Source organism: Brevibacterium yomogidense, assembly GCF_016107685.1.
Taxonomy (GTDB): Bacteria; Actinomycetota; Actinomycetes; order Actinomycetales; family Brevibacteriaceae; genus Brevibacterium; species Brevibacterium yomogidense.
This window is the reverse complement of the sequence record NZ_JABASY010000002.1, coordinates 407894-431888: the sequence shown is the minus strand read 5'-3', so window position 1 is coordinate 431888 and position 23995 is coordinate 407894. Positions and strand designations below refer to the sequence as shown.

At 67.8% G+C, this 23995-nt stretch carries 22 protein-coding genes; 10 read left to right on the top strand and 12 right to left on the bottom strand.

Features of this window, described 5'->3' with window-relative positions; genetic code table 11:
- Positions 1–38: 38 nt before the first annotated feature.
- Positions 39–1868, top strand: coding sequence for an MOSC domain-containing protein (locus JFC09_RS06300; RefSeq protein WP_198393141.1), 1830 nt, complete (start codon positions 39–41; stop codon positions 1866–1868).
- Positions 1869–1942: 74 nt separating this feature from the next.
- Here the strand turns inward: JFC09_RS06300 and JFC09_RS06295 are convergent, their stop codons facing one another.
- From JFC09_RS06295 to JFC09_RS06275, 5 genes are all read right to left on the bottom strand, one after another.
- Positions 1943–2257: a GNAT family N-acetyltransferase gene (locus JFC09_RS06295; RefSeq protein WP_198393140.1), complete on the bottom strand. Its 315-nt coding sequence runs from the start codon at positions 2255–2257 to the stop codon at positions 1943–1945.
- Between the two features lie 19 nt (positions 2258–2276).
- Positions 2277–3107, bottom strand: a complete 831-nt coding sequence (locus JFC09_RS06290) for an amino acid ABC transporter permease (protein ID WP_198393139.1) — start codon at positions 3105–3107, stop codon at positions 2277–2279.
- Complete coding sequence (locus tag JFC09_RS06285) at positions 3104–3742, bottom strand: amino acid ABC transporter permease (RefSeq protein ID WP_198393552.1); 639 nt, start codon at positions 3740–3742, stop codon at positions 3104–3106. The genes JFC09_RS06290 and JFC09_RS06285 overlap by 4 nt, the downstream gene beginning before the upstream one ends.
- Before the next feature lie 126 nt (positions 3743–3868).
- The gene (locus tag JFC09_RS06280; RefSeq protein WP_198393138.1) at positions 3869–4762 is read right to left on the bottom strand and encodes a glutamate ABC transporter substrate-binding protein; all 894 of its coding nucleotides are present in this window, start codon (positions 4760–4762) and stop codon (positions 3869–3871) included.
- An 85-nt stretch (positions 4763–4847) separates the two neighbouring features.
- Entirely contained in the window at positions 4848–5567 is a 720-nt protein-coding gene (locus JFC09_RS06275) for an amino acid ABC transporter ATP-binding protein (RefSeq protein ID WP_408610952.1), read from the bottom strand.
- 310 nt (positions 5568–5877) lie between these two features.
- Between JFC09_RS06275 and JFC09_RS06270 the strand changes: the two genes are divergently transcribed.
- Positions 5878–7530, top strand: a complete 1653-nt coding sequence (locus tag JFC09_RS06270; protein ID WP_198393136.1) for a thiamine pyrophosphate-dependent enzyme — start codon at positions 5878–5880, stop codon at positions 7528–7530.
- Between the two features lies 1 nt (position 7531).
- On the top strand, positions 7532–7984 hold the full coding sequence (locus tag JFC09_RS06265) for an acyl-CoA thioesterase (RefSeq protein WP_232483214.1): 453 nt from the start codon (positions 7532–7534) through the stop codon (positions 7982–7984).
- Between the two features lie 94 nt (positions 7985–8078).
- Here JFC09_RS06265 and JFC09_RS06260 read toward each other — a convergent pair whose 3' ends face one another.
- Complete coding sequence (locus JFC09_RS06260; protein WP_198393135.1) at positions 8079–9785, bottom strand: AMP-binding protein; 1707 nt, start codon at positions 9783–9785, stop codon at positions 8079–8081.
- Between the two features lie 294 nt (positions 9786–10079).
- On the opposite strand from JFC09_RS06260, the gene JFC09_RS06255 reads away from it, so the two are divergent.
- The 4 genes from JFC09_RS06255 to JFC09_RS06240 are packed head-to-tail and all read left to right on the top strand — an operon-like array spanning position 10080 to position 13511.
- Entirely contained in the window at positions 10080–10397 is a 318-nt protein-coding gene (locus JFC09_RS06255) for a hypothetical protein (RefSeq protein ID WP_198393134.1), read from the top strand.
- 34 nt (positions 10398–10431) lie between these two features.
- Positions 10432–10851 (top strand): phage holin family protein, encoded by a 420-nt coding sequence (locus tag JFC09_RS06250; RefSeq protein ID WP_198393133.1) that lies wholly within the window; start codon positions 10432–10434, stop codon positions 10849–10851.
- A complete protein-coding gene (locus JFC09_RS06245; RefSeq protein WP_198393132.1) occupies positions 10848–11891 on the top strand; it encodes an MsnO8 family LLM class oxidoreductase in 1044 nt (347 codons plus the stop codon). The genes JFC09_RS06250 and JFC09_RS06245 overlap by 4 nt, the downstream gene beginning before the upstream one ends.
- 9 nt (positions 11892–11900) lie before the next feature.
- Positions 11901–13511, top strand: a complete 1611-nt coding sequence (locus tag JFC09_RS06240; RefSeq protein ID WP_198393131.1) for a deoxyguanosinetriphosphate triphosphohydrolase family protein — start codon at positions 11901–11903, stop codon at positions 13509–13511.
- A gap of 10 nt (positions 13512–13521) precedes the next feature.
- On the opposite strand, the gene JFC09_RS06235 is transcribed toward JFC09_RS06240, so the two are convergent.
- From JFC09_RS06235 to JFC09_RS06220, 4 genes are all read right to left on the bottom strand, one after another.
- Positions 13522–14289: a DUF1345 domain-containing protein gene (locus tag JFC09_RS06235; protein ID WP_198393130.1), complete on the bottom strand. Its 768-nt coding sequence runs from the start codon at positions 14287–14289 to the stop codon at positions 13522–13524.
- Positions 14290–14326: 37 nt separating this feature from the next.
- Positions 14327–14650: a peptidase gene (locus tag JFC09_RS06230; RefSeq protein ID WP_198393129.1), complete on the bottom strand. Its 324-nt coding sequence runs from the start codon at positions 14648–14650 to the stop codon at positions 14327–14329.
- Positions 14647–15825: an inorganic phosphate transporter gene (locus tag JFC09_RS06225; RefSeq protein ID WP_198393128.1), complete on the bottom strand. Its 1179-nt coding sequence runs from the start codon at positions 15823–15825 to the stop codon at positions 14647–14649. The genes JFC09_RS06230 and JFC09_RS06225 overlap by 4 nt, the downstream gene beginning before the upstream one ends.
- 174 nt (positions 15826–15999) lie before the next feature.
- Positions 16000–18447, bottom strand: coding sequence for an ATP-dependent DNA ligase (locus JFC09_RS06220; RefSeq protein ID WP_198393127.1), 2448 nt, complete (start codon positions 18445–18447; stop codon positions 16000–16002).
- 136 nt (positions 18448–18583) lie between these two features.
- Between JFC09_RS06220 and ku the strand changes: the two genes are divergently transcribed.
- Positions 18584–19669: a non-homologous end joining protein Ku gene (gene ku / locus JFC09_RS06215; protein WP_198393126.1), complete on the top strand. Its 1086-nt coding sequence runs from the start codon at positions 18584–18586 to the stop codon at positions 19667–19669.
- A 72-nt stretch (positions 19670–19741) separates the two neighbouring features.
- Here ku and JFC09_RS06210 read toward each other — a convergent pair whose 3' ends face one another.
- Positions 19742–21778, bottom strand: a complete 2037-nt coding sequence (locus JFC09_RS06210; RefSeq protein ID WP_198393125.1) for a CocE/NonD family hydrolase — start codon at positions 21776–21778, stop codon at positions 19742–19744.
- Positions 21779–21826: 48 nt separating this feature from the next.
- Positions 21827–23125: an ATP-grasp domain-containing protein gene (locus JFC09_RS06205; RefSeq protein ID WP_198393124.1), complete on the bottom strand. Its 1299-nt coding sequence runs from the start codon at positions 23123–23125 to the stop codon at positions 21827–21829.
- Positions 23126–23389: 264 nt separating this feature from the next.
- On the opposite strand from JFC09_RS06205, the gene JFC09_RS06200 reads away from it, so the two are divergent.
- A complete protein-coding gene (locus JFC09_RS06200) occupies positions 23390–23602 on the top strand; it encodes a hypothetical protein (protein ID WP_198393123.1) in 213 nt (70 codons plus the stop codon).
- A 161-nt stretch (positions 23603–23763) separates the two neighbouring features.
- Positions 23764–23985 (top strand): hypothetical protein, encoded by a 222-nt coding sequence (locus JFC09_RS06195; protein WP_198393595.1) that lies wholly within the window; start codon positions 23764–23766, stop codon positions 23983–23985.
- The last annotated feature ends 10 nt before the right edge of the window (positions 23986–23995 follow it).

Genomic DNA, 23995 nt, shown 5'->3' with positions numbered 1-23995 from the left:
CCTCCCTCACCTCACACTTCTGACGGAGGATGGCCCCCATGACCGCACTCGTCGTCTCCCTCCACCGGTACCCCGTCAAGGGCTTCCCGGCGGAGGGAGTCCCGCGGGCATCGCTGGAGCCCGGCGCCGGTATCCCCGGTGACCGGGTTCTCGCCGTCTCGGACGGCACGGCCCCCACCGTCCCGGGGACCTGGAACCGGTGGTCGCACTTCTTCGCCCTCAAGAAGCGGCCGGATCTGGCCGCGTGGTCAGTCCTGACACGTGACGACGGCTCAGTGGCCCTCACCCCGCCTGCATCCTCCGCCCCGATCCTCATCGATCCGACCGATCCCGATGCGCGGGACGCGGCAGCCGCACAGGTGGCCCACCATCTTCCGGGTGCGGATCCGGACGCCGTGGGTATCATCACCGCGTACACGCCCCGCGCGGGTCAGGGGATGTTCGACAGCGAGCACGGGCACGTGAGCCTCATCTCGCTCTCGACACTCCGAGCACTCGCACAGCAGACCGGGGCTGCGATCGATCCCCTGCGCTTCCGCGGCAATCTTCTGGTCGACGGGTGGGAGCCGTTCGAGGAATTCGACCTCATCGGCGCAGTCGTCCGCATCGGCGGTGCGCGGCTGCTCATCCGCCAGTCGATCGAACGGTGCACGGCGACGACGGTGGGTCCCCGCACCGCAGCCTCCGACCTGGGTGTCCCCCGCATGCTCGCCACGGAGTTCGGGCACATCCACTGCGGTGTGTACGGCACGGTCCTCTCCCCCGGCGAGGTGCACCCCGACGACCCGATCATCCTCGAGTCCCGGACGACGGACGACCCGCTCCCGGCTGCTACAGGGCCGCGATCCATGAGCGTGGTCGATTCCGCTCCGCTGGAGGACGGCCGACACCTGCTGCGCCTGCACGACCCGTACCGCTGGTTCCCCGTCCACTGGGAGCCGGGACAGCATGTCCGCGTCCACCTGCCGGTAAACGGTCGACACACCTGGCGCACCTACACCGCAGTGCTTGCAGACGGAAGCGGATTCTCGCTCATCATCGGCGTCCGGGGCGCCGTGTCCACAGCGCTCTCACGACTGATGCCGGGCGACCGGCTCACCGTCTCCGGTCCCTTCGGGGCGCTCACCGCGGCGCGTGTCGCCGCGACAGTCGACGAGGCTCAGTCCCGCGACTCGCAGCCACCCGATTCGCACCTCCACGACCCGCGCACCCGCGGTTCCCTGACCCTCGTCACCTCGGGCGTCGGCATCACGACGGCGCTCTCCCTGCTCCCGGGGCTGCCACACACCCTCCCCGTGACCCTCCTCCACATCGACCGCGCTGCGGATGAGGGCGCGCGGGCGAGCGTCGACGCACTGCGTCGACTCGCTTCCGCCCCCGCCCGGTCCCTCACCGTCTGGGACACCGCGACCACGGGCCGGCCGGGCGAGGCCGACCTGGCAGCGGCGGTGACCGGCGCCTCGGCGGTGGTGGTCTGCGGGGGCGCGGAGTTCGTCGCCGCGACGACGGCGGTCACCGAAACGGCAGGGGTCCCGTCGACCCGTATCCACCGCGAGGCCTTCACCTCCCCCGTCGACGACTTGGACGACCGACTGCAGGACTTCCCGCCCGCGGTCGTCGAACGACCCGACGGCACGCGGCTCACGTGGACACGCGACGACGGAACACTGCTCGACGCCCTGGAGGCGGACGGTGCGCGCATCCCGTTCACGTGTCGGTCGGGCTCCTGCGGCACCTGCACGATCGCAGTCGACGACCCCTCGTCCACCGTCCAGGTGCTCGACGCCACAGCGGACCCGGGACCCGGGCGAGTGCTGGCCTGCTCGAGTGTGCCCGTCGGCGTCCTCAGGATCCTGCGCGAGGACTGAGCCCGGAAGGAGGACTGAGCGCGGAAAGACCGCGGCCCCCACCGAGCACCGGTGGGGGCCGCCGTCCGCTCGCCTCACGCGAGCATGGTGCGGTACTGCGGGAAGCGCTCCAGGTAGCGATCCACATAGCTGCACATCGACCGGATCTTCGCGTCGTCGCGCGCGAAGAGCGCAAGCGCCTCCGTCACGAGCGTGCGCGCCCATCCCTGCCGGGAGTAGGCCTCGTCGATGATCGTGTGGAGGATCGTCCGCACGTCGCCGTCCATCCTGTATTCGAGGAACCCCACGAGCACGGGCGTGTCGCCCGACAGGTCGCGGATGACGATCCGCATGCGATCCTCTTCCTCAGTGACGTCGTATCGCGTCGGGACCTTCGTCGGCTCAGCCATGGAACACGTCACTCCTCCGTCAGTCGGCGCCCTTGGCGGGACCGGTGGTCGCCGCCGTCTTCCTCGACATCCTCTTCTCAAGGTACCGCGCAATGCCCGCGACCACCATGTTGATGAGAATGAAGATCACTGCTCCGACGATGAACGTGGGCAGCAGGTTGTTGTAGGCACGCCCGATCGAATTCACCTGGTAGAGCAGGTCCTGGTAGGTGACGATGAAACCCAGTGCGGAGTCCTTCAGCAGCACGACCACCTGCGCGATGAGCGTGGGCATCATCGCCCGGATCGCCTGCGGCATGAGGATCATCCGCATCGTCTGGGCGCCGCGCATGCCGATGGACATCGATGCCTCGCGCTGTCCGCGCGGCACAGCGAGGATGCCCGCACGGATGATCTCCGCGATCACCATGCCGTTGTACAGCGTGAGGCCGATGACCACGGACCAGAACGAGCCGATCTCATTCCCGAACAGCAGGAACATCGCGAAGATGAGCAGCAGCACCGGAACACCGCGGAAGATCTCGAGCACGATTGTCGACGGCAGCGAGATCACCTTCTGCGGGGCCAGCCGCAGCAGTGCGAACGTGACACCCACGACCAGCGCCAGGATCGTCGCGACGATGGCCACCTTGATCGTCGCCCACATACCCGTGAGCAGCGCCTTCTGGATGACGGCGTAGGAGAAGGGCTCCCACTTGGCAGCCGTGAGCTGACCGGCGTCGGAGAACTTCCAGCCGATGAACGCGATCAGCCCCAGCAGCAAGATGACGGACAGGATCGACAGGCCGACGTTCATCCGGCGCGCGCGGGGCCCCGGCTCGTCGAACAGGACCTGAGTCGGTGCACTCATCGGACGATCACCAGCTTCTTCTCGAGGTATTCGAAGACGCGACCGATCCCGATCGCCAGCACCAGGTAGACGAGTGCGGTGGCGAGCAGCAGCGGGATGACGATGTCGCCGCGGACCTCGATCGCGTTGCGCATCGCGGAGATCAGCTCACGGTTGTTGAAGGCCGACGCGATCGACGTGTTCTTCAGCATCGCGATGATGACACTGCCCATCGGCGGCAGCACGGTGCGGAATGCCTGCGGCAGCACCACGAAGCTCAGCACCTGGCCGAACCCCAGGCCGACCGCGCGTGCGGCCTCCGCCTGCCCGACCGGGACGGTTGCGATGCCGGAGCGCAGCGTCTCCGCCACGAAGCACGACGTGTAGGCGATGAGCGCGATGTTCGCGAGGACGAACGAGTTCATCGCGGCGGTGCTGCCGAAGCGGATGTCGAGGTACGGGAGGCCGAACACGCAGAAGAACATCACGAGGGTGAGGGGTGTGTTCCTCACGACGTTGACGTAGGTCGCGGCTGCGCCCCGCAGTACGGGCGTGGGTGACACGCGCATCGCCGCGAGGATCGTACCGCCGATCAGGCAGCCGATCAGCGTCACGCCGAACAGCGACAGCGTCCCCCAGGTTCCGTTGAGGAACATCTGGATGAGCGGATTCACAAGAGTCTCTCGTTCTCCCTGACCGGTGGGCGGATCGGCCCGGCGGCCGCGCTGTGCGACCGCCGGGCCTCATCCGCCACCGGTGCGGATGTGGAAATCGATGCGGAGTCAGTACCGATCGACGGAGGGCTGCTCGACACCCGAGGAGTCGCCGAGCGTGTACTCGAACGCCTCCGTCCACGTGCCGTCCTCCATCGACGCCTCGAGCGCATCGTTCACGGCGTCACGCAGGGCGTCGTCGTCCTTCGGCAGACCGACGCCGTAGGGCTCTTCGGTGAACGGGTCGCCGACGACCTTGAACTCACCTTCGTACTGCGCCGCGTACCCGCGGAGGATCGCGTCATCCGTGGTGACCGCGTCCACCGAACCGGACTGCAGGTCTGTCACGCACTTGGAGTACGCGTCGTAGGTCACGAGCTCCGCCTCCGAGTACTCCTCCTCGATGTTCTGCGCCGGTGTCGAACCGTCGACGGAGCACACGCGCTTGCCCGCGATGTCGTCCGGACTGCTGATGTCCGAATCCTCCGCGACGAGGAGGTCCTGGCCCGCCACGTAGTACGGGCCGGCGAAGTCCACGACCTTCTTGCGCTCGTCGTTGATCGTGTAGGTCGCGACGATCATGTCGACGTTCCCCTGCTGGAGGAACGGCTCACGGTTCGCGGACACCGTCTCGACCCACTCGATGTCATCGGGGGCGAAGCCCAGTGCGGCGGCCGTGATCTTCGCGATCTCGATGTCGAAGCCTTCGGGGATGTCGGAACCGGGCTCCACATTGCCCAGTCCGGGCTGGTCCTTCTTCACGCCGACCTTGAGGGTGCCCGAGGAGTCCGCGGACTCCCACGTCGGACTGTCCGAGAGGTCCACATCCTCCGCGACGGTGTATTCGGGGGCTTCCGCGGCGCCCTCGCCACCGCCGGCATCCGGGGTGCCCTCCTGGCCGCACGCGGTGAGCGCGAGCAGGCCGACGGCTGCGCCGGCGACGATGGTGCTGAGCTTCTTCATGTTCTCTCCTTGTCAGAGCGTGTGTTCCGTCTGCGTCGACGGAGGGGGTGCCGGTGAACGGACGGAGGCGTCCGCCACCGGTGGATCACTGGGTGAGGAGCTTCGAGAGGAAGTCCTTCGCCCGGTCGGACTGCGGGTTCGTGAAGAACTCCTCCGGGCCCGCCACTTCGACGATCTCGCCGTCGGCCATGAAGACGACGCGGTGAGCGGCCTTGCGCGCGAAGCCCATCTCGTGGGTGACGACGACCATCGTCATCCCCTCCTGCGCCAGTTCGACCATCGTGTCGAGGACCTCGTTGATCATCTCCGGGTCGAGCGCCGAGGTCGGCTCGTCGAAGAGCATGAGTTTTGGCTTCATCGCGAGCGACCGGGCGATCGCGACGCGCTGCTGCTGCCCGCCGGACAGCTGCGCAGGATACTTCTCCGCCTGATGACCGACGCCCACGCGCTTGAGCAGCTGCATCGCAAGCTCATCCGCCTCCGCCTTCTTCAGTCCTCTCACCTTGGTCGGGCCGAGGGTCACGTTCTCGAGGATCGTGAGATGGGCGAAGAGGTTGAACGACTGGAAGACCATGCCCACGTCGGAGCGGAGCCGCGCCAGTGCAGCACCCTCCTCCGGCAGCTTCTTCCCGTCGATCGTGATGGTTCCGGCGCTGATGGTCTCCAGGCGGTTGATCGTGCGGCAGAGGGTCGACTTGCCGGACCCGGAGGGCCCGATCACGACGACGACCTCGCCGCGCGAGACGTTCAGGTTGACGTTCTTCAGGGCGTGGAAGTCTCCGTAGTACTTCTCGACGTCCTTCATCTCGACAAGGGGCGCACCCGTGTCGCTGGTCACGTTCGTGGTCATGGCGCCAAGACTACTCACAAGTGGCTTCCAGGGGCATCTCAGATTGGCGATTTGTGCGTGTCCCACATAAATCGAAACACAATCGTCATCATTCCCGACCATGTACGGAGGAGCGCCCTGCGCCCATCTCCCGTCTCAGGAGGCGAGACATCCCTGCCGATCCGCGCCCAGTCGGGCAGATTCGCTTCCCAACACGACACTTCCGCGCATAATGAACCGGACCCCACACAACGACCGCCCCCGCGATCACGAAGGAACTCACACAATGGCGTCAGACTCCGCCCGCCACGGCACTCCGTCCGCCGGACACATGATCGTCCGCTCGCTCGAACAGCACGGCGTCGAACGCGTCTACGTGATCCCCGGAGAGTCCTACCTGGACGTCCTCGACGGCCTGCACGGATCGAGCATCCAGACGGTCGTCTGCCGCCACGAGGGCGGTGCGGCGTACATGGCCGAGGCCGATGGGAAGATGACGAGCCTCCCCGGCATCGCCATGGTGACCCGCGGTCCGGGTGCCGCCAACGCCCACGTGGGGCTCCACACCGCGTGGCAGGATTCGACCCCCATGGTGCTGTTCGTCGGCCTCATCCCCTTCGAGCACCGCGAGAAGGAGGCGTTCCAGGAGTTCGACCCCAAGGCGTGGTTCGACACCGGGGCGAAGCGCGTCATGGTGCTCGACCACCCGGAGCGCGCGTCGGAGATCGTCGCGGAGGCCATTTTCGCCGCGAACTCCGGGCGCCCCGGCCCCGTGGTCGTCGGTCTTCCCGAGGACGTCATCCGCGAGCCCCACGAGGACTTCGTGCACCCGGAGATCCCCATCGCCACCGGCGGCATGACGGTGACCGACTGGAAGGCGCTCAAGACCGCGCTCGATCACTCCGACCGTCCGCTGTTCGTATTCGGCGGCAATGACTGGTCGCACGAGGCCGCCGACGAATTCACGCGGTGGCTCGAGGACCACAACCTCCCGGCTGCAGCCGAATGGCGCTGCCAGGGCACCGTCCCGTTCGGCTCGCCGTCCTACGTGGGGCCCCTGGGGTACGGTCGCCCGGACTTCACACAGAGCCTCATGGACGAATCCGACCTCCTCGTGTTCGTCGGCACGGTGCCCGGAGACGTCATCACCGATGGCTTCACCGTCCGTCAGAACTGGGACAAGACGAACTTCATCGTGACGATCGACCCCTCCCTCCGAGGCCGGTCCGGGCCCGTCACCCACCAGATCGTCGCGAAGCCGGACCCGTTCGTCCGCGACCTCGTCCGCATGGACCTCCCCGTGCGCGACACGTGGCGTCAGTGGACGAACCGTCTGCGGCAGCAGCAGGTCGACTTCTCCACACCGCCGTCCGCGACACCCGGAGAGGGGCAGGCCCGCATGGCCACGCTCATGGCCGGACTCGTCGAGCGCCTCGAGGAGGACGCGATGGTGACCTTCGGCGCGGGAGAGCACACGAACTGGGCTCACCGATACTTCCCGACCAACGGGTACGCCTCGATGCTCTCCGCCCGCAACGGGTCGATGGGCTATTCCGTCCCCTCCGCCATCGCCGCCTCCCTGCGCTTCCCCGACCGCCAGGTCGTGTCGATCGCCGGCGACGGCGAGTTCCTCATGAACGGGCAGGAGCTCGCGACGGCCGCCCAGTACGGCGCGCACCCCCTGGTCGTCGTGATGGACAACCAGGAGTACGGGACCATCCGCACCCACCAGGAGCGGGAATACCCGGACCGAGTGTCCGGCACGCAGATGGTCAACCCCGACTTCGCGCTCATGGCGGAGGCATTCGGGGGGACCGGCGTGCGCGTCGAGCACGACGCGGACGTGCCGGCGGCGCTCGACACGGCGTTCGCCGCGATCGACGAGGGCCGCTTCGCTCTCATCCACATCATCGTCGAGCAGCGCGTGAAGGCGTACTGACATGAGCGAAGGAGCCTCCCCCATGCCCTCACCGCTGTCGGGCTATCCCATGCGGTCCTACGACAAGCTGCGCTACGCGGACACGGACCGGCAGGGACACGTGAACAACGCGGTCTACTCCACGTTCTTCGAGACGGGACGCGTCGAGCTCATGCACCAGCTGCGGCAGGTCGCGGCGGATCCCGCACGGGACTTCGTCCTCGCGAAGATCACCATCGAGTACCTCAAGGAACTCCTGTGGCCCGGTGACGTCGAAGTGGGTTCCCGTGTCGTCCGTGTGGGCACCAGCTCGATCACCGTCGAACAGCTGCTCGTCAGCGAGGGCATCCCCCACGCGCGTGCAGAATCCGTCATGGTGCTCACCGACACGTCGACACGGCGCTCGACGCCGCTGGACGACTTGTCGAGGAGCACCCTGGACACCCTTCGCGGCAGCGCGGAGAACGGGGCCTGACCGGACCGCGAAGATCGTTCCTGACCCGGATTCCGGGCGCCCGGCCGGACCTCCCGGGACGGGAGGCCGACCGGGCCCACCGACGCGGTCCGGCCTATGCGCCGCCCACCAGACGCGCGCCCTCTTCCCGGAGCTCCACCTTCCGCACCTTCCCTGATACCGTCATCGGGAAGCCGTTGCGCAGCTCGACATAGCGCGGGACCTTGTAGTGGGCCAGGCGACCCTGGGCGAAGGAGCGCAGGTCCTCCGCCGTGAGGGATTCGTGCCCGTCCGCGAGCACGATCCACGCCATGAGCTCCTCCCCGTACTTCTCGTCCGGCACACCCACCACCTGGATGTCCCGGATCGCAGGGTGACGGTAGAAGAACTCCTCGATCTCGCGCGGGTAGACGTTCTCCCCGCCCCGGATCACCATGTCCTTGATACGGCCTGTCACTTCGACATACCCGTCCTCGTCCATGATTCCCAGATCGCCGGTGCGCATCCAGCGGGCCGCGTCGATCGCCTCGGCCGTCTTGTCCGGCTCCTCCCAGTACCCGAGCATGACGGAGTACCCGCGGGTGCAGACCTCGCCCTTCACACCCCGCGGCGCGGTGCGCCCCGTGACCGGGTCGACGATCTTGATCTCGACGTGCGGCATCGCCCGGCCCACGGTCTCCGTGCGCCGTGCGAGCGAGTCGTCACGGCGGGTCATCGTGGACACGGGAGAGGTCTCCGTCATGCCGTAGCAGATCGCGACCTCGGTCATATGCATCCGGTCGATCACCTCACGCATGACTTCCACGGGGCACGTCGACCCGGCCATCACGCCGGTGCGCAGGGAGCGCAGGTCGAACGAGTCGAAGTCCGGGAGTGCGAGCTCCGCGATGAACATGGTCGGGACCCCGTACAGGGAGGTCGCCTTCTCCTGCTCCACGGAGCGCAGCGTCGCCCCCGGGTCGAAGGATGCCGCGGGGATCACCGCGCACGCGCCGTGCGACACGATCGCGAGCGTGCCGATGACCATGCCGAAGCAGTGGAAGAACGGCACGGGCAGCACGACGCGGTCGGTCTCCGTGTACCCCAGCAGTTCACCGATGGAGAACCCGTTGTTGAGGATGTTGTGGTGGCTGAGTGTCACGCCCTTTGGGAACCCGGTCGTGCCGGACGTGTACTGAAGGTTGACGGGGTCGTCGGCGGCGACCTCGTCCTCGATCTTCCGCAGTCGCGTCGCCCATTTCGCGCCGGTGTCCTCCAGCAGGAGACGTCCCCGCTCCATGAGGTGCGCGAACGACTGGTCCGCCGCGATCCGTGCGCCGGCATCCGCACCCAGGGGGCCCGGGACGGTGTCGAGCGCCACGACGTTCAGACCCGCCACGCTCCCTGCCGCTTCGTTCGCGATCCCCAGGAAGTCGGTGCGCGCATCCGCCACCTGCGTGATGAGGGTGCGGGTGCCGTTCTGCGTGAGGACGTATTCGAGCTCGTGCACCCGGTAGGCGGGGTTGACGTTCACGAGGATCCCACCGATCCGCGCCACCGCGTACATGACAAGGGTCCATTCGGGGACGTTCTGCGCCCAGATCGCCACGCGGTCGCCGGGCACCACACCGCGGTCCAGGAGCGCGACGGCCAGCACCCGGGTGTCCTCGTCCAGCTCCGTGTAGGTCCACCGGCGCCCTGAGGGGACGTCGACCAGCGCCTCACGGCCCGGGTGGGAGGCCGTCGCCGCGGCGAGGTCGTCTCCCAGAGTGCGCCCCAGCAGCGGTGTGTCGGACACTCCCGAGCTGTAGGACAGGGTGCGGGTGGTGGGTTGTGCGGTCACGTCTTCGTACTCCTCACATCTGTGTTCTCATCACGTCGACCGACGATTCGGCACCGATTGCCTCACGCGGTCCAGAGGACACTCTCGCACAATGTGGTGACGACCACTCCCATGGTGGGGCCGAACGGCCTCGCCCGCGCTCCTGCTCCTGCTCCTGCTCCTGCTCCTAACACCGTCACACGTGTGCCAGGACGGGAACACCGATACCCCCGCGTGCCGCGCGGGAGCGTTCTATTCTATGAATCGCAGCGGTCTCACGAAGGGGACCGCCCGACCAGGCCACGGAGCACGAGCATGTTCGAGAAGGAAAGCCAGCGCAGCTACCACGAAGACCCCGACAGGGTCTTCCAGGCGCTGCGGGCGTGCGCGGCGGACGCACAGCAGGTGCTCGAGGCGGATGACGAAGCGCTCGCTGTCACGTTCCAGACGAAAAGGACACTCGTCTCGTGGGGCCACGTCGTCACGGCCCAGGTCCTGGGTGAGGCGGAGGGAGCGCGAGTCGAACTGGTCGTCACGGGACTCCCGGATGCCCCGCGCGCACTCATGGACGGCAAGAAGAACGCGTCGATGGCGGCACGTGTCCTCGACGACATCCGCACGCGGCTCCCCTGAGCGTTCTTCCAGAGGCGCTCCGTAGGCTAGGGTCATGAGATTCCTCGTCCGCACCGTCATCAACGCGCTCGCCCTGGCCGCAGCGGCGTTCCTGCTGCCAGGCCTCACGATCGCCGGGAGCGACACGCTCGCCGGGTCGATCGGCGACCGGCCCGCCACCGTGGTCGCGTACCTCGTGATCGCAGCGGTGTTCGGGCTGGTGAATGCGCTCATCAAACCGGTCGTGTCGTTCGTGTCCACGCCGCTCACGTGTCTGACCCTCGGGCTGTTCTCGATCATCGTCAACGCGCTCATGGTGTCGCTCACCGCATGGCTGTCGGAGTTCACCCCGTTCGTCCTGTCCGTCGACGCGTTCTTCTGGACCGCGGTGCTCGCGGCGATCATCGTCGCGGTGGTGTCCGCGGTGCTCGGGTGGATCCTCCCGGACACCGAACGGCAGCCCGCGGAGCGGTGAGCACCGCAGACCGGGTCCCGGTTTCGGTCCTCGACCGGGCGCTCGCGCGCGACGGCGTTCCCGACGCCTCCGTCCTGCGCGAAGTCGTCGACCGCGCGGTCCGTCTCGAGGAGCTTGGCTTCCGCGGCGTGTGGGTTGCGGAGCACCACGCGGTCCCCGGTATCGCCGGCTCCTCCCCCGGTCTGCTCGCCGCCGCCGTCGCAGGGGCGACCTCGCGGGTCCGCGTGGGCACGGGCGGGATCATGCTGCCGGCCCATCCCCCGTTCATCGTCGCGGAGACGATCGCTACGCTCGAGTCGCTCCACCCGGGCCGCATCGACGCCGGGCTGGGTGCCAGCACCGGGTTCACGGCGGCCGTGCGCAGGGCGCTCCGGCAGTCCGAGGATGCGGCGGACCGGTTCGACGACGACCTGGAGGAGCTCACGGCTGTCCTGGACGGACGCAGCGCGGTGACGGTGCGTCCGCAGCCGTCCGCTCCGACTCCCCTCTTCGTCCTCACCGGCGGTGGTCGGCTGCCGCTGGCCGCACGCTTGGGCCTCGGCGCCGTGATCGGCGGCCCCTCCGTCCACCCGCCGAAGCCGGACGACTCCGTTCGGCTGGATCCCGGCCCCCCGGCCCGAGGCCCCGGTCACCCGGCGGCACTCGCCTACCGGCGCGATTTCTCCCCGTCGCCCTGGTGCGCCGGTCCACGGCTCCTCGTGAATGTCTCCGTCGCCATCGCACCGACGGAGGAGGCCGCGCGGAGTCTTGCGCTGCCCGAAGCGTGGGCGCTCGCACTGTCCCGCTCCACCGGTTCCTTCGACCCGCTGCAGTCGGTGCAGGACCTCGATGTCGACAGGCTCACACAGCAGCAGGCGCGACGTGTCGAGCGGGCGCTCGCGACCACTGTCCACGGCACGCCGGACCAGGTCGCCGCCCGACTCGCGGAGATCGTGCGCCACACCGGTGCGGACGAGCTCCTCGTCACCGGAGGGGTGTCCGATCCGGACGGGGGCGCGCTGAGCGACACTCTGCTCGCGCAACTCGACGTCCGTGTTTGAATGACCGGTATGGTCGTCTCTTCCCGCACCGATGCGGACCTCAGGCTCCGCCGGCGCCACCCCGAATCCATCCGTTCCCAGCACCGGTCGGAGATCGAGGAGCGGCAGGATGCCGATCCGAGCGCGCAGACGGAGGTCCACGAGTACCGCATCGACCTCGAGCGACTGCGCTTCTCCCCCTATTTCGGGCGGCTCTCCGCCGTCACCCAGGTGGTGCCGCAGTCAGGCGTGGGCCCCGTCATGCACAATCGCCTCACGCATTCGCTCAAGGTGAGCGCGGTGGCCCGTGTCATCTCAGCCAACCTCGCAGCCCACCTCTCCCACCACCGCGCACACGTGGCCGGGGCCGAGACCACCGACGACGAGGTCGGGAGGACTCTGGACCGTCTGGGCGGATGCGACACGATCGTGGCGCAGGCGGCGGCCCATGCCCACGACCTCGGGCATCCCCCGTTCGGTCACCTGGGCGAGCGGGTGCTCGACCGACTCGCGACGACGGAGCTGGGCCTCGCCGAAGGGTTCGAGGGCAACGCCCAGACGTTCCGGATCCTCACGTCCCTCGACACGCTCGGGCGAGATTTCCCCGGCATCAACCTCACCGCCGCGGTGCGCGCCTCCGTCCTCAAGTACCCGTGGACCCGCGGACGCTGGACCGGAGTCGACGGCGCCGAGGTCCCGGTCGAGGACCGTCCCCGCGGGGTCGGTCTGGACCCGGCCCGGGGAGCGGCGAAGTTCTCCGCCTACGGGCTGGAAGCGGAGGAGATGGCCGACGTGCTCTCCGCCTTCCCCGCCATCGGTGACGGTATCCAGACGGTCGACTGCGCGATCATGGACCTGGCCGACGACATCGCGTACGCCGTCCACGACCTCGACGACTTCGTGCGGGCCGGTGTGCTCCAGCACGCGGAGGTGGCGGGCGAGTTCCACGCATGGCTGGCCGACACCGGAGGTGTCGACGACGAGCAGACCCCTCAGCTGCAGGGCCGCTGGCGGGAGCCGGGGGTCTCACTCGAGCTGCTGTGGCGCGAGACGCGCAGGAAGGATCCGTGGATCGCTGAGAAGGAGGTCTTCACGGATGCTGTGCGGCGGATCAGCCGCGAGCTGGGCGATCAGCTGCTCGCACGGCCCTACGACGGGGGTGTCGAGTCGGAGCGCGCCGTGTCCGCGTTCACCCGGCGATGGATCGAGAGGCTGCGCCGCGGGATCGTCGTCGAAGCCCACCCGCACGTGCGCAGCGGTCACGTGCGTCTCGACCAGCGGGCGTGGCACGAAGTGCTCGTCCTGAAGTTCGTGCACGCGCGGTTCGTCCTGGACCTCCCGGACATCGCACAGGCGCAGCGCGGGCAGACCCGGGTCATCGAGGAGCTGGTGCGCGGTTTCGATGCGTGGCTGGACGACCCGCACGATGCGGGGCGGGCTCCGCGACGGCTCCTCGAGTGGGTCGACGAGACGACGGAGGCGACGTTCTCCCTGCGCGACCACAGGCCGGACCTGCTGGTCGGCAGGAGAGACGACGCCAGCCTGCGGCGTCAGGGTCGCTCACGCGCGATCCTCGACTACGTCGCGTCGATGACAGACCAGCAGGCGCTCGCGACACACGGCTCGATGACAGGCGGCTGAGGGGCGGGAGTCACCCGGCGATGCCTCCGAACAGCAGCGTCACGGACATCGCGACGATGACGGTGTTGAACGCGAAGGCGAGCACGGTGTGCGACCGCTGCGCTGTCCACGCCTCCCGCGTGTGGAGGAGGGCGTAGCCCCCGATCATCGTGGAGACGAAGATGGACTGCGCGAGGAAGTCGCCGAAGACCGGCGCGTCCTCGACGGGGATGTCCATCCGCTGACCGGAAGCCCGGATGCGCGCATAGCGGAGAGCGAACGAATAGACCATCATCGCCCAGGATCCGGCGACTGTGCCGAACCCCAGGAGGATCATGAGGACGGAGTCCCGCAGCATGCCCGTCGTGGCGATGAGGATCGTGAGGCAGGCGGCCACGGTCGCTGCGGACATCGTCCATGATTCGGCGCTCGAGGAGCCGAGCGCCGAATGCCACCAGCGCACCGGAGCCCGGTGCTGTGCCGCGCACACCGCGTGCAATCGTGCGGAGTCCAGTCGCACGTAGGCCCAGTGGGTGACGACGCAGTAGAGGCTGGAGAAGAGCACCCAGAAGACCAGGTAGACGAGTGGCGCCGCTTCCTTGAAGTAGGCGGAGAAGAAGGCGGCGCCGCTCGAGCGGCCGCGGACGGCCTGACCCGTCTCGAGCAGGTACGAGGCCAGGACCCCGATCGTCGCGAGGAGGGCGACGGTCGCGGCAGAGTACTGCCGGACGTAGTCGCCCGTGAGTAAGGGGCGCTCGCTGGGGACGAGAGGGCGGCTCCCCCGTGCAGGAGGGGTCACGGGACGGCGCTCCCGTTCCGGAGGAACAGTCGCCACGTCAGTACAGCATGAGGTAGAGCACGGCGCCGATGACCGCGAGCGCACACACCCCGAAGCAGGCGTACGCCACCGCCAGCAGCAGCCGCTGCTGACCCCGGGTGAGCGGGGACCGTGACGCGACCTTCTTCACCTTCTTCGCGATGCGGGCGGCCTGCTTGTCCGACCTCACCGCGATCGCGTCGGGGAATTCCGCGGGCGGCACCACGGGCGGTCTGCCCCCGGACACCAGCAGCCTGAGCCCCAGCGAGTAGAAGAACACCCCGACACCCGCGCAGACGAGCGAGACGGCGAAGACCTCGACGAATGCCAGCCAATCGATCATGCGCGATCAGCCTCCTTCCTGCCCTTGATGTCGACTGCGTGACCCGATGCCGCGACGTCGCTGAACGCGTTCGCGTGGTCGATGCGCGTCGCCAGCGACCGCAGGTAGAGGGTGAGGACGATTCCTCCTGCGACGAGCACATCGATGAGGAGGCCCCAGGGTCCGACCCACATGATCACGAGCGTCGCGACGGCTCCCACCAGGCCGGCCGCTGGCAGGGTGAGAAGCCATCCGGAGACGATCTTGCCCGCGGTCGACCACTTCACGGTCGACCCCCGACGGCCCACACCGGACCCGATGACGGAACCGGAGGCGACCTGCGTCGTCGACAGCGCGAAGCCCAGCGCGGAGGAGACCAGGATGGTCGCACCCGTCGACGTCTCTGCGGCGAACCCCTGCGCCGGGCGAACCTCGGTGAGCCCCTTGCCCAGCGTGCGGATGATCCGCCACCCGCCCATGTAGGTGCCCAGGGCGATCGTGATCGCACACGAGAGGACGACCCACAGCTGCGGTTCGTGGTGGGTCGAAGACTGCCATCCGACCGTGATGAGGAGCAGTGTGATGATGCCCATGGTCTTCTGTGCGTCGTTCGTGCCGTGTGCCAGTGCCACCAGAGACGAGGTGAAGATCTGTCCCCGGCGGAAGCCGTCGCGACCATTCGGCTTGCGGTCGTAGCGACGCGTCGTCCGGTAGGCGATCTTCGTCGCGACGAACGCCACGACGGCCGCGGTGAGGGGTGACAGGATGGCGGGCAGGATGATCTTCGACATGACGCCCGCCCCGTTCACGGACGCGAAGCCCACGCCGACGATCGTCGCCCCCAGCAGTCCGCCGAAGAGGGCGTGCGACGAGCTGGAGGGCAGGCCCAGGAGCCAGGTGAGCATGTTCCAGAAGATGGCGCCGATGAGGCCCGCGAAGATCACGTAGGGGAAGAAGTCCGCGCTGATCTGGTCCTCGTGGATGATCCCACCGGACACGGTCTTCGCGACCTCTGTCGACAGCAGTGCGCCGATCAGGTTGAGGATCGCGGCGAGGGCGACCGCCGTCTTGGGCTTGAGAGCTCCCGTCGCGATGGGTGTCGCCATCGCGTTCGCGGTGTCGTGGAAGCCGTTGGTGAAGTCGAAGAACAGTGCGAGTGCGATGACCAGCACGACTGTGAGGGTGAGGAGTTCCACTGACTACCTAGAGTTGGAGGGGACAACCCGTCGTCCTTCAGGGCCGAGTGGCGGGCGCTGTCGGGCGGCGGCGGTCATGCCGACATCCGGCATTCACTGCGTGTACACCACATAGTATGCAGAAAGTCGTCCGAACCGCCCACCCGGTCCTGCGAACGACCGGGTGGAGCTTCGTCACGTCTGCGGTCCCTCCCACCGCACTTCGCCAGGTTCCTTGTCAGGGCGGAGTCCTCGCCACACGGGATGGCGCAGCCGACCGTCTCGAGTGCGACCGGAGTGGCTGACCTCACCCACGAGCTTCGGGCTGACCCACTGGGCGTCCCGGCGGTCAGCTGCCGGAACGTCGTGCGCGGCGGGGGTCTTGCGCGCCATCCCCTGCAGCCGGGCACGCAGGTCTGTGAGCTCTTCCGCTGCGAACCCCGTGCCGACGCGCCCCGCGTAGTGCAGTTCACTGTCGCTGTCCTTCCCCTCATCGGGTACGGCGAGCAGCAGGGACCCGAAGGTGTCAGAGCGTTCGCCCCTGCCGTGCCGCCAACCGATGAGGACGACTTCCTGGTGCGCGTCGTGCTTGAGCTTCAGCCAGCTGTGTGTGCGCCTCCCGGGCCGATACGTGCTGTCCCTGCGCTTGGCGAGCACGCCTTCCAGACCGAGTTCCCTGCTGATGTCGAGAGCGTCGTCGAGGCCGATCTCCTCCGAGGAGCCCAGCACAGCGGGTACCTGCACGTGGGCACCGGCTTTCAGAGTGCGCTCGAGCAGGGCGCGCCGAGCATCGTAGTCGAGGTCATGCACGTCTCCGCGCTCCGGCGTGCGCAGCACGTCGAAGACGAAGCACTGGACGGGTGTGCTGTTCCGCGCGCGGTCGATTCCGCGTCTGCTCGTGAGCTTCCCCCGCGTCTGCAGGAGCCCGAAGTTCGGCCGGGATCTTCGATCGAGCGCCACGATCTCCCCGTCGACGACGGTGCCGGGTGGGGCCAGCTGTGCGAGTTCGGCGAGTTCCGGGAACGTGTCGCTCATGTCGTTCCCATTGCGACTGCGCACGTCCACTCCGTCCTCCCCGACACTGATGATCGCGCGGTAGCCGTCCCACTTCCCCTCGAAGGCCCAGTCCTCGTCAGGATCGATGTCACCCGGGGACGCGGGGGTGGCGAGCATCGGCGCCGGCGGAGCTTCCTCACGCGGAGACGTCTTCCTCTCCGTGGGCCCGGCGCGTTTCCCCTTCTTCCTGGTGCCACTGGTCGCGTGGCTCTTCTTCGGCTGTTCCTTCATGAGCTGCATGAGCCACTGGTCGCCGTCGGTGTGGATGAAGACGAAGCGTCGCGGTTCACCGCCCAGTCCGCCGTCCGGGCGCCCGTGCAGCACGGCGATCACTTCTTCGCCGTCCTTCCACTTCTCGATCTCGATCGTGCCCGTGTCCCAGATCGAGACCTCGCCGGCACCGTATTCCCCTTTCGGGATCCGGCCCTCGAACGTCGCGTACTCCATGGGATGGTCCTCGGTCTGCACTGCGAGGCGGTTGATTCCCGTGCGCAGGGGCGGCCCCTTCGGGACGGCCCACGACACGAGCACGTCCTCGCGCTCGAGCCGGGTGTCGTAGTGCAGACGGCTCGCGTGGTGCTCCTGGATGACGAAGATCGGATCCGTCCCCGAGGTCCGTGGGGAGTCGGATGGCACCGGCTCCGGCGTCTTCCGCCGGTCGCGCTTCGAGCGGTAGGTGCGCAGTGCATCCGCGGCGGCCTCTGTCGCCCCGGCCTCAGGTGCGATGCCGAAACTCTCCATCGGGTCGGTCCCCTCCGCGACCCGCGCCATCACTTCGTGAAGGTCGAGCTGGCGGAGGCCGGAGTCGTCCAGTTCGTCCCATGTCCGTGGCGCCGCGACCGTGGGCCAGGACCTGCCGCGCAGCGAGTACGGGCAGACGGTGGTCTTGCTGGCACTGTTCTGACTCCAGTCCACCAGGATCTTCCCGCGGCGCAGCTCCTTCTTCATATCGCTGACCGCGAGGTCCGGGTGGTCCGCCTCGAGGGACCGCGCGAGTTCGTGGGCGACCCGGGAGACCTGCTCGGAGGTGTAGCTCCCATCCAGCGCGGCGTAGAGATGAAGGCCCTTCGACCCGGAGGTCACGGGGACCGCTTCGAGTCCCATGTCGGTGAGGATCTGCCGGCACAGGCGGGCGAGCTCGGCACAGTCGCTGAGCCCCGTTCCCGGGCCGGGGTCCAGATCGAGCACCAGACGATCCGGGTTCTGTGCAGTGCCGTCGGGCGCGAACCGCCATTGCGGGACGTGGATCTCCAGTGCCGCGACCTGACCGAACCACGCCAGTACCGCTGGGTCGTTCGCCAGCGGATACGTGTTCGTGTGGTCGCTGTGCTCCTGCTGCATCCGCGGCACCCAGTCGGGAGCGGACTTCTCCAGGTCCTTGCGGAAGAACGGCTTCTGCGGTTCGTCGGAGGACCCGACGCCGTCCGGCCACCGCTTGCGGGTGACGGGCCGCCACGCGGACTGTGGGAGGAGCACGGGGGCGACCGCGGCCAGGTACTCCTGGACATCGGCCTTCGTCGTCCCCGACTCCGGGTACAGGATCTTGTCGAGGTGAGTGAGCCGCAGCTTCCGGCCGTCTACTGTCACTGTCCGCTGCGTGCGCGATCCGGATCCGGCCACCACTCCCCCTGACGCCAAGGACCGTTGTGTTCCTTGGTGAACTCGCTAGGCTGGTTCACGACACATGCTACTGCTGTCCCGAGCCCACCGACAGGGGTGTGACATGAGAGCGATCAAGTCCGGAACAGTGGCGTTCGGCCTCGTGAGCGTGCCCGTGAAGCTGTACTCGGCCACCCAGAGCCACGACGTCTCACTGCACCAGGTCCATGACGACGACGGCGGGCGCATTCGCTACCAGCGCCGCTGCGAGGTCTGCGGCAAGAAGATCGACTTCGAGCACATCGACAAGGCCTTCGACGACGGTGAGGACACCGTCATCATCACCGACGAGGACCTCGACTCGCTGCCTGCGGGCGAAGGCAGCGACATCGAGGTCGTGCAGTTCGTGCCCGACGAGCAGATCGATCCGATGAGCTTCGAGAAGAGCTACTACCTCGAGCCGGATTCGAAGTCGCCCAAGGCGTACATCCTGTTGCGGAATGTGCTGGAGCAGACCGAACGGACCGCGATCGTGAAGTTCGCGATGCGCTCCCGCACCCGTCTGGCCGCCTTGAGAGTGCGGGACGAGGTCATCGTGCTGCAGACCATCCGGTGGGCCGACGAGCTTCGGGAGGCAGACTTCCCGTCGACACGGTCCGACGTGAAGATCAGTGCCCGGGAGATGAAGATGGCGCGGTCCCTCGTGGAGCAGTTCTCCGAGGACTACGAACCGGACAGGTTCGTCGACGAATACCAGGAGCAGCTGCGTGCTCTCATCGACGCGAAGATGGAGCACGGAGACGTCCTCGACACGGACGCGACCTTCGGGGATGTTTCTGAGGACGACGCCGACGGTGGTGGCGATGTCATCGACCTCATGGAGGCGCTCAGGCGAAGCGTCGACTCCAAGCGGACGAGCGCGCGGAAGCCCGCGGCGAAGAAGGCACGATCGACGGCCACGAGCTCTGCCAAGAAGTCCGGTTCCGCACCGAAGAAGAAGCCCCGGGCCTCGTCGGCGAAGAAGAGCGGAGAGAAGGGGTCCGGAACGAAGGGGTCCGGGACGAAGAGTTCAGCGAAGAAGACCGAGCCTACGAAGGCCACGACGAAGAAGACCAGAGCACAAGGGTCCGGGACGAAGGCCTCGACGAAGAAGACCGAGCCTACGAAGACCTCAGCGAAGAAGTCCTCTGGTTCGTCGAAGTCCGCCTGAGAGCACTGGTGGGGGCGCGACCCTGGGGGTCGCGCCCCCACCAGTGCTCTCGCCGGCTCCGCTCAGTCCGGTTCACACGCAGTCGCGGGGAACCGACGTGTGCCAGTTCTGCGAGTAGACGCGCGGATGCCCACGTGCGGCATCGAGTTCGTACGCGTCCAGTTCGGCAGTGATGTGGAAGTCGTGCTCCGTCGACGTGAGGACGGTGCGGGTGACGACTTCGGTCCGCCATCCCTCCCGTTCGATCCGCCTCAGGGTCTTGGTCTCGCCCCGAATGGAGTTCACGTCGTTCCATCGGAAGCTGAACCACTCGTTCGTCGCGCGTCGCATGACGGTGCCGGTCTCCGCGATCTGGAACGCCCCTTCGTCGTTGACGATCTCGAGGGTGGACACGTCGGTCGCGAGGTCGCGGATCACTCGCCACTGGTGGTTGCCGGGTGCCAGTGTCTCCGTCTCGAGCTCCGGTGCCGCTTCCGCCGGTTCGAGTTCCCGCAGACGGGCGTCGTCCTCCCGGGGCGGGCGCACCGGCAGGCGCAACCGGCTCACCTCCGTCGTGAAGGTGACGGAGGCCGCCGTGGGTGCCGGCCACACGAGCGGGAAGTAGGACGTCGACAGTGACAGGCGGATGCGGTGGCCCTTCGGGAAGTGCTGTGCGATGCCGTTGAGGGGAATGCGCACTCTGTACTTCTCACCGGGCTCCAGTGGGGTCGGCTCCGCACTGCCGTCGCGGTGAGTGAGGTTGAGGACCCCATAGGTCACACGGGTCGTCTCCCCGTCGGGCAGCACGTCGGACAGTCGTGCGATGACCTGGGCGACGGGAGCGTCCGCCGACACCTCGAGCTCGCACTCCGCCATCCCGAGCACCTCGAGGTCGTGGTCCAGCGGCTTCGTCTCGTAGACGAGCGCGCCGCCGTCCTCCTCCCGCTGGTCGAACGGCAGGTCCGGTGTCGCGGCGTACGAGGCCCACTTGCCCGCGAAAAGCCCCACGCTCAGGGGTGACGCGAGGGTCACCTCACTGGCTTGGCCCTCGTCCGGTTCGGGCACGAGGTGGTGGCCGCTCAGCGCGTACTCGAGAGTCTCCGTGTGCGGGGAGGGCCAGGACGGCTCGGCCACCCAGCGGCCGGGCCTCTCCGCATAGGACGCCTGCGGGGCGACGCTGTCCTGCATCCACACCCGCATCATCGGTTCGTCCATGATCCCGGTGTCCGAGCCCTTGAGCCAGTGGTCCCACCAGCGGACCGTCTCCTGGAGGAACCCGATCGTGGGTCCTGGCACACCCAGGTGCGGATACTTGTGGCCCCACGGTCCGATGAGGGCACGACGCGGCACATCGAGGTGCTCCATGAGCCGGAAGATCGCGTTCGTGTAGCCGTCCGCCCAGCCGCCCACCGCCATGACGGGGCAAGTGATGTCCGCATAGTCCTCGTTGACAGAGGCGCGCTTCCAATAGTCGTCGCGACGCTGGTGCTGGAGCCACTGCTCGATCCAGAGGCCGCTGCCCTCCAGCCGTTCGTGCCACATGTCCCGCCACCGCTCCCCGACGATCGCGGGGTCCGGCGGGAGGCTGTTGAAGGCGAACATGACGGTCGCCTCGGACAGGTTGTCCGACAGGAGCGCACCGCCCATGTAGTGCATGTTGTCCACGTACAGGTCGTCCGTGGCGGAGGCGCTCACTATCGCCTTGAGCGCGGGCGGTCTGCGGGCGGCCACCTGGAGACTGTTGAACCCGCCCCACGAGATGCCCATCATCCCGACGTTGCCGTCGCACCACGGCTGCTCGGCGAGCCAGGCGATGACGTCCTCCGCGTCCGCGTGCTCCTGCTCCATGTACTCGTCGACGAGGACGCCGTCGGAGTCGCCGCTGCCGCGCATGTCGACGCGGACACAGACGTATCCGTGCCCCGCCGTGTACGGGTGGTTGAGCGCGTCCCGGCCCCGGGTCCCGTCGCGCTTGCGGTACGGGATGTACTCGAGCACGGCCGGGAGCGGGCGCGATTCCGCCGAGGTCGGTATCCACATCCGTGCAGCGACCCGCTGGCCGTCACGCAGCGGGATGAAGACGTTCTCGACGACGCGCACCTCGTGGGGGAAGTCCATGGTGGTTCTCATGCAGAGTCTCCTCTCGTGTGAAGGCCAGGGGCCTGCGCACCGCCGATCTCAGTCCTCGGGCTCTTCGTACTCGAACGGCAGCGCAGCCGCGACCTCCTTGTGCAGTCGGCCCAGCTCGTCGCGGCTGTCCGCACCGATGTAGAGCTTGCCGACGATGTGGCGGTAGCTGTCCTGCCCCGCCAGCTCCGACAGCCGGTCCCCCACCTCGACCTCGGGGACGAACCTCACATCAGGGTAGTGCGCCCGGATCCGCACCATGTCCTCGTCGTCGGGCACGCGAGTGACGACGACATCCTCGTCGTGGAAGACCATGCACTGGCCTGCGACGGCGTAGTCGCCTTCACGGTGCGGCATGCGAGGCGTGATACCTCGTGCGATGTCGATCGCCACCTCGTGGTTCGATCCACCGTCCACCTTGGCGAAGAGATCGCTGTGCGACTGGCTGATCCGGGTGTTCACCTCGACGAGCCACAGCTGGTCGTCAGACTCGTCCCACATGAACTCCGCGTTGAAGCAGCCGTCGTCGAATCCCACGTGCTCGAGGTAGCGACGCGAGAGGTCGATCATCCTCGTCTGCACGTGCTCGGGCACGCTGCCGGCCGGGTAGTCGAGGCGGTCGAAGCTGGTCCCAGCCTCGTCCTTGTGCATGTCGAACAGTCCGTGGACCCGGAATTCGCCGCGGAACACCGTGCCCTCCGGCGCGGCCTGCACCCCTTCGACGAACTGCTCCGCCAGGCACGTGTTGCCGCCTGCCGCACCGACCTCGTCCGGCACATCGACGAGCCGGAGAGCCGCGTTGAACGCATCGCCCATCCCCTCGATCGACTCCCGGATCTCCAACTGGGCCTCCCTGAAGTCGTCGTCGTTCGTCACTTTGAACCCCAGCATCGAGGAGTGCGCCTTGACGGGCTTCACCCAGAACGGGAAGGACAGTTCGCTGCGGACGTGCGTGAGCGCGTCATCGTCGAACGGGTCGAACGCGGCGAAGCCGGGGACGCATTCGGGGATGCACTCACGCTGGGCGAGGCGGCTCCAGTACTTGTGCTCGCTCGCCAGCAGACTCGTGAGCGACGGGGCGGGGAGTCCCCGTTCCGCCGCAAGGATCGGTCCGATGATGCTCGACGGGAAGTCCCAGTGGGCGATGATCGCGTCGACGGAGCCGTCGAACGCGTCGAGTTCGGCTCGCGCCTCCGCGAGGAGTCCTTCGAAATCGATCTCTCCGACCCCGACTGCCCTGTCGTAAGCGAGAAGGTTGTGGAACGTGAGGTCCTCTGCTCCCCGTACGGTCTCGAGCTCTCTGCGCTGTTCGTCCGTCATGGCCAGGACGAAGATATTCGTGGGGCTCATAGTCACTCGCTCTCTGTGGGCGCGCACGCCGTGAGGTGAAGGTGCCTTGTTCTTTTCGTGCTGGTTCGACCGTATGGGCGCCCGGCACGACACACAACCGGCACCGACCCGGACACCCTCACCGCCCATCGTTCTCCCAGCGGGCCCTCAGCAAGCCGCCTTGCTTAACGGGCTCTCGACACGCCCCACTCGCAGACGTACGGTGAGAGCCGGACCCGGCGCAGTCCGATCGGCGCACACAACCCCGGACAGGAGGAGGGCGAGATGGACGACATGAACCGACCGCGGGAGGACAACGGCCCGCGGGCAGCCGACCCGCAGCATCTCGATCCACAGGAGGCCGACGCGCAGAAGGCGGCGGCTCAGCGGGCCGAAGCGCGGGAGGCCGAGGACACGGACCTCGAGACCGAGGTCGAGGTCGCAGACGAATGGGGCAAGGAATCCTTCCCCGCCAGCGACCCGCCCGCGAACCACTGACCGCGCCGCAGGCGCCGGCTGCCACGAGAAGAGGCGCCGGGTTGCGCAGACGCTACGACCTGAGGCCCATGTGACCCTCGACACGCCTTACCGGCGGGCGTACCGTGAGAGGGGAGGCCCGGTCGTGGCCACCGGGTCGCATCCTGAGGAGGACGATCACGATGGACGCACACACGACGGAGCCCAACGGACCGACGGGCGGTCGGCCCGCAGACCCCGCGGTGCCCACGACTGATCCCGTTCCTGTCGACGTGCCGACGGACGAGACACCGGACCGCAGCCAGGCTGCTGTCGACAAGGCCGCACACGATCACGACGACGCGCTCGCCGACGAATGGGGCAAGGAGTCCTTTCCCAGCAGCGACCCACCCGGGCACTACTGAGCGGCACTGC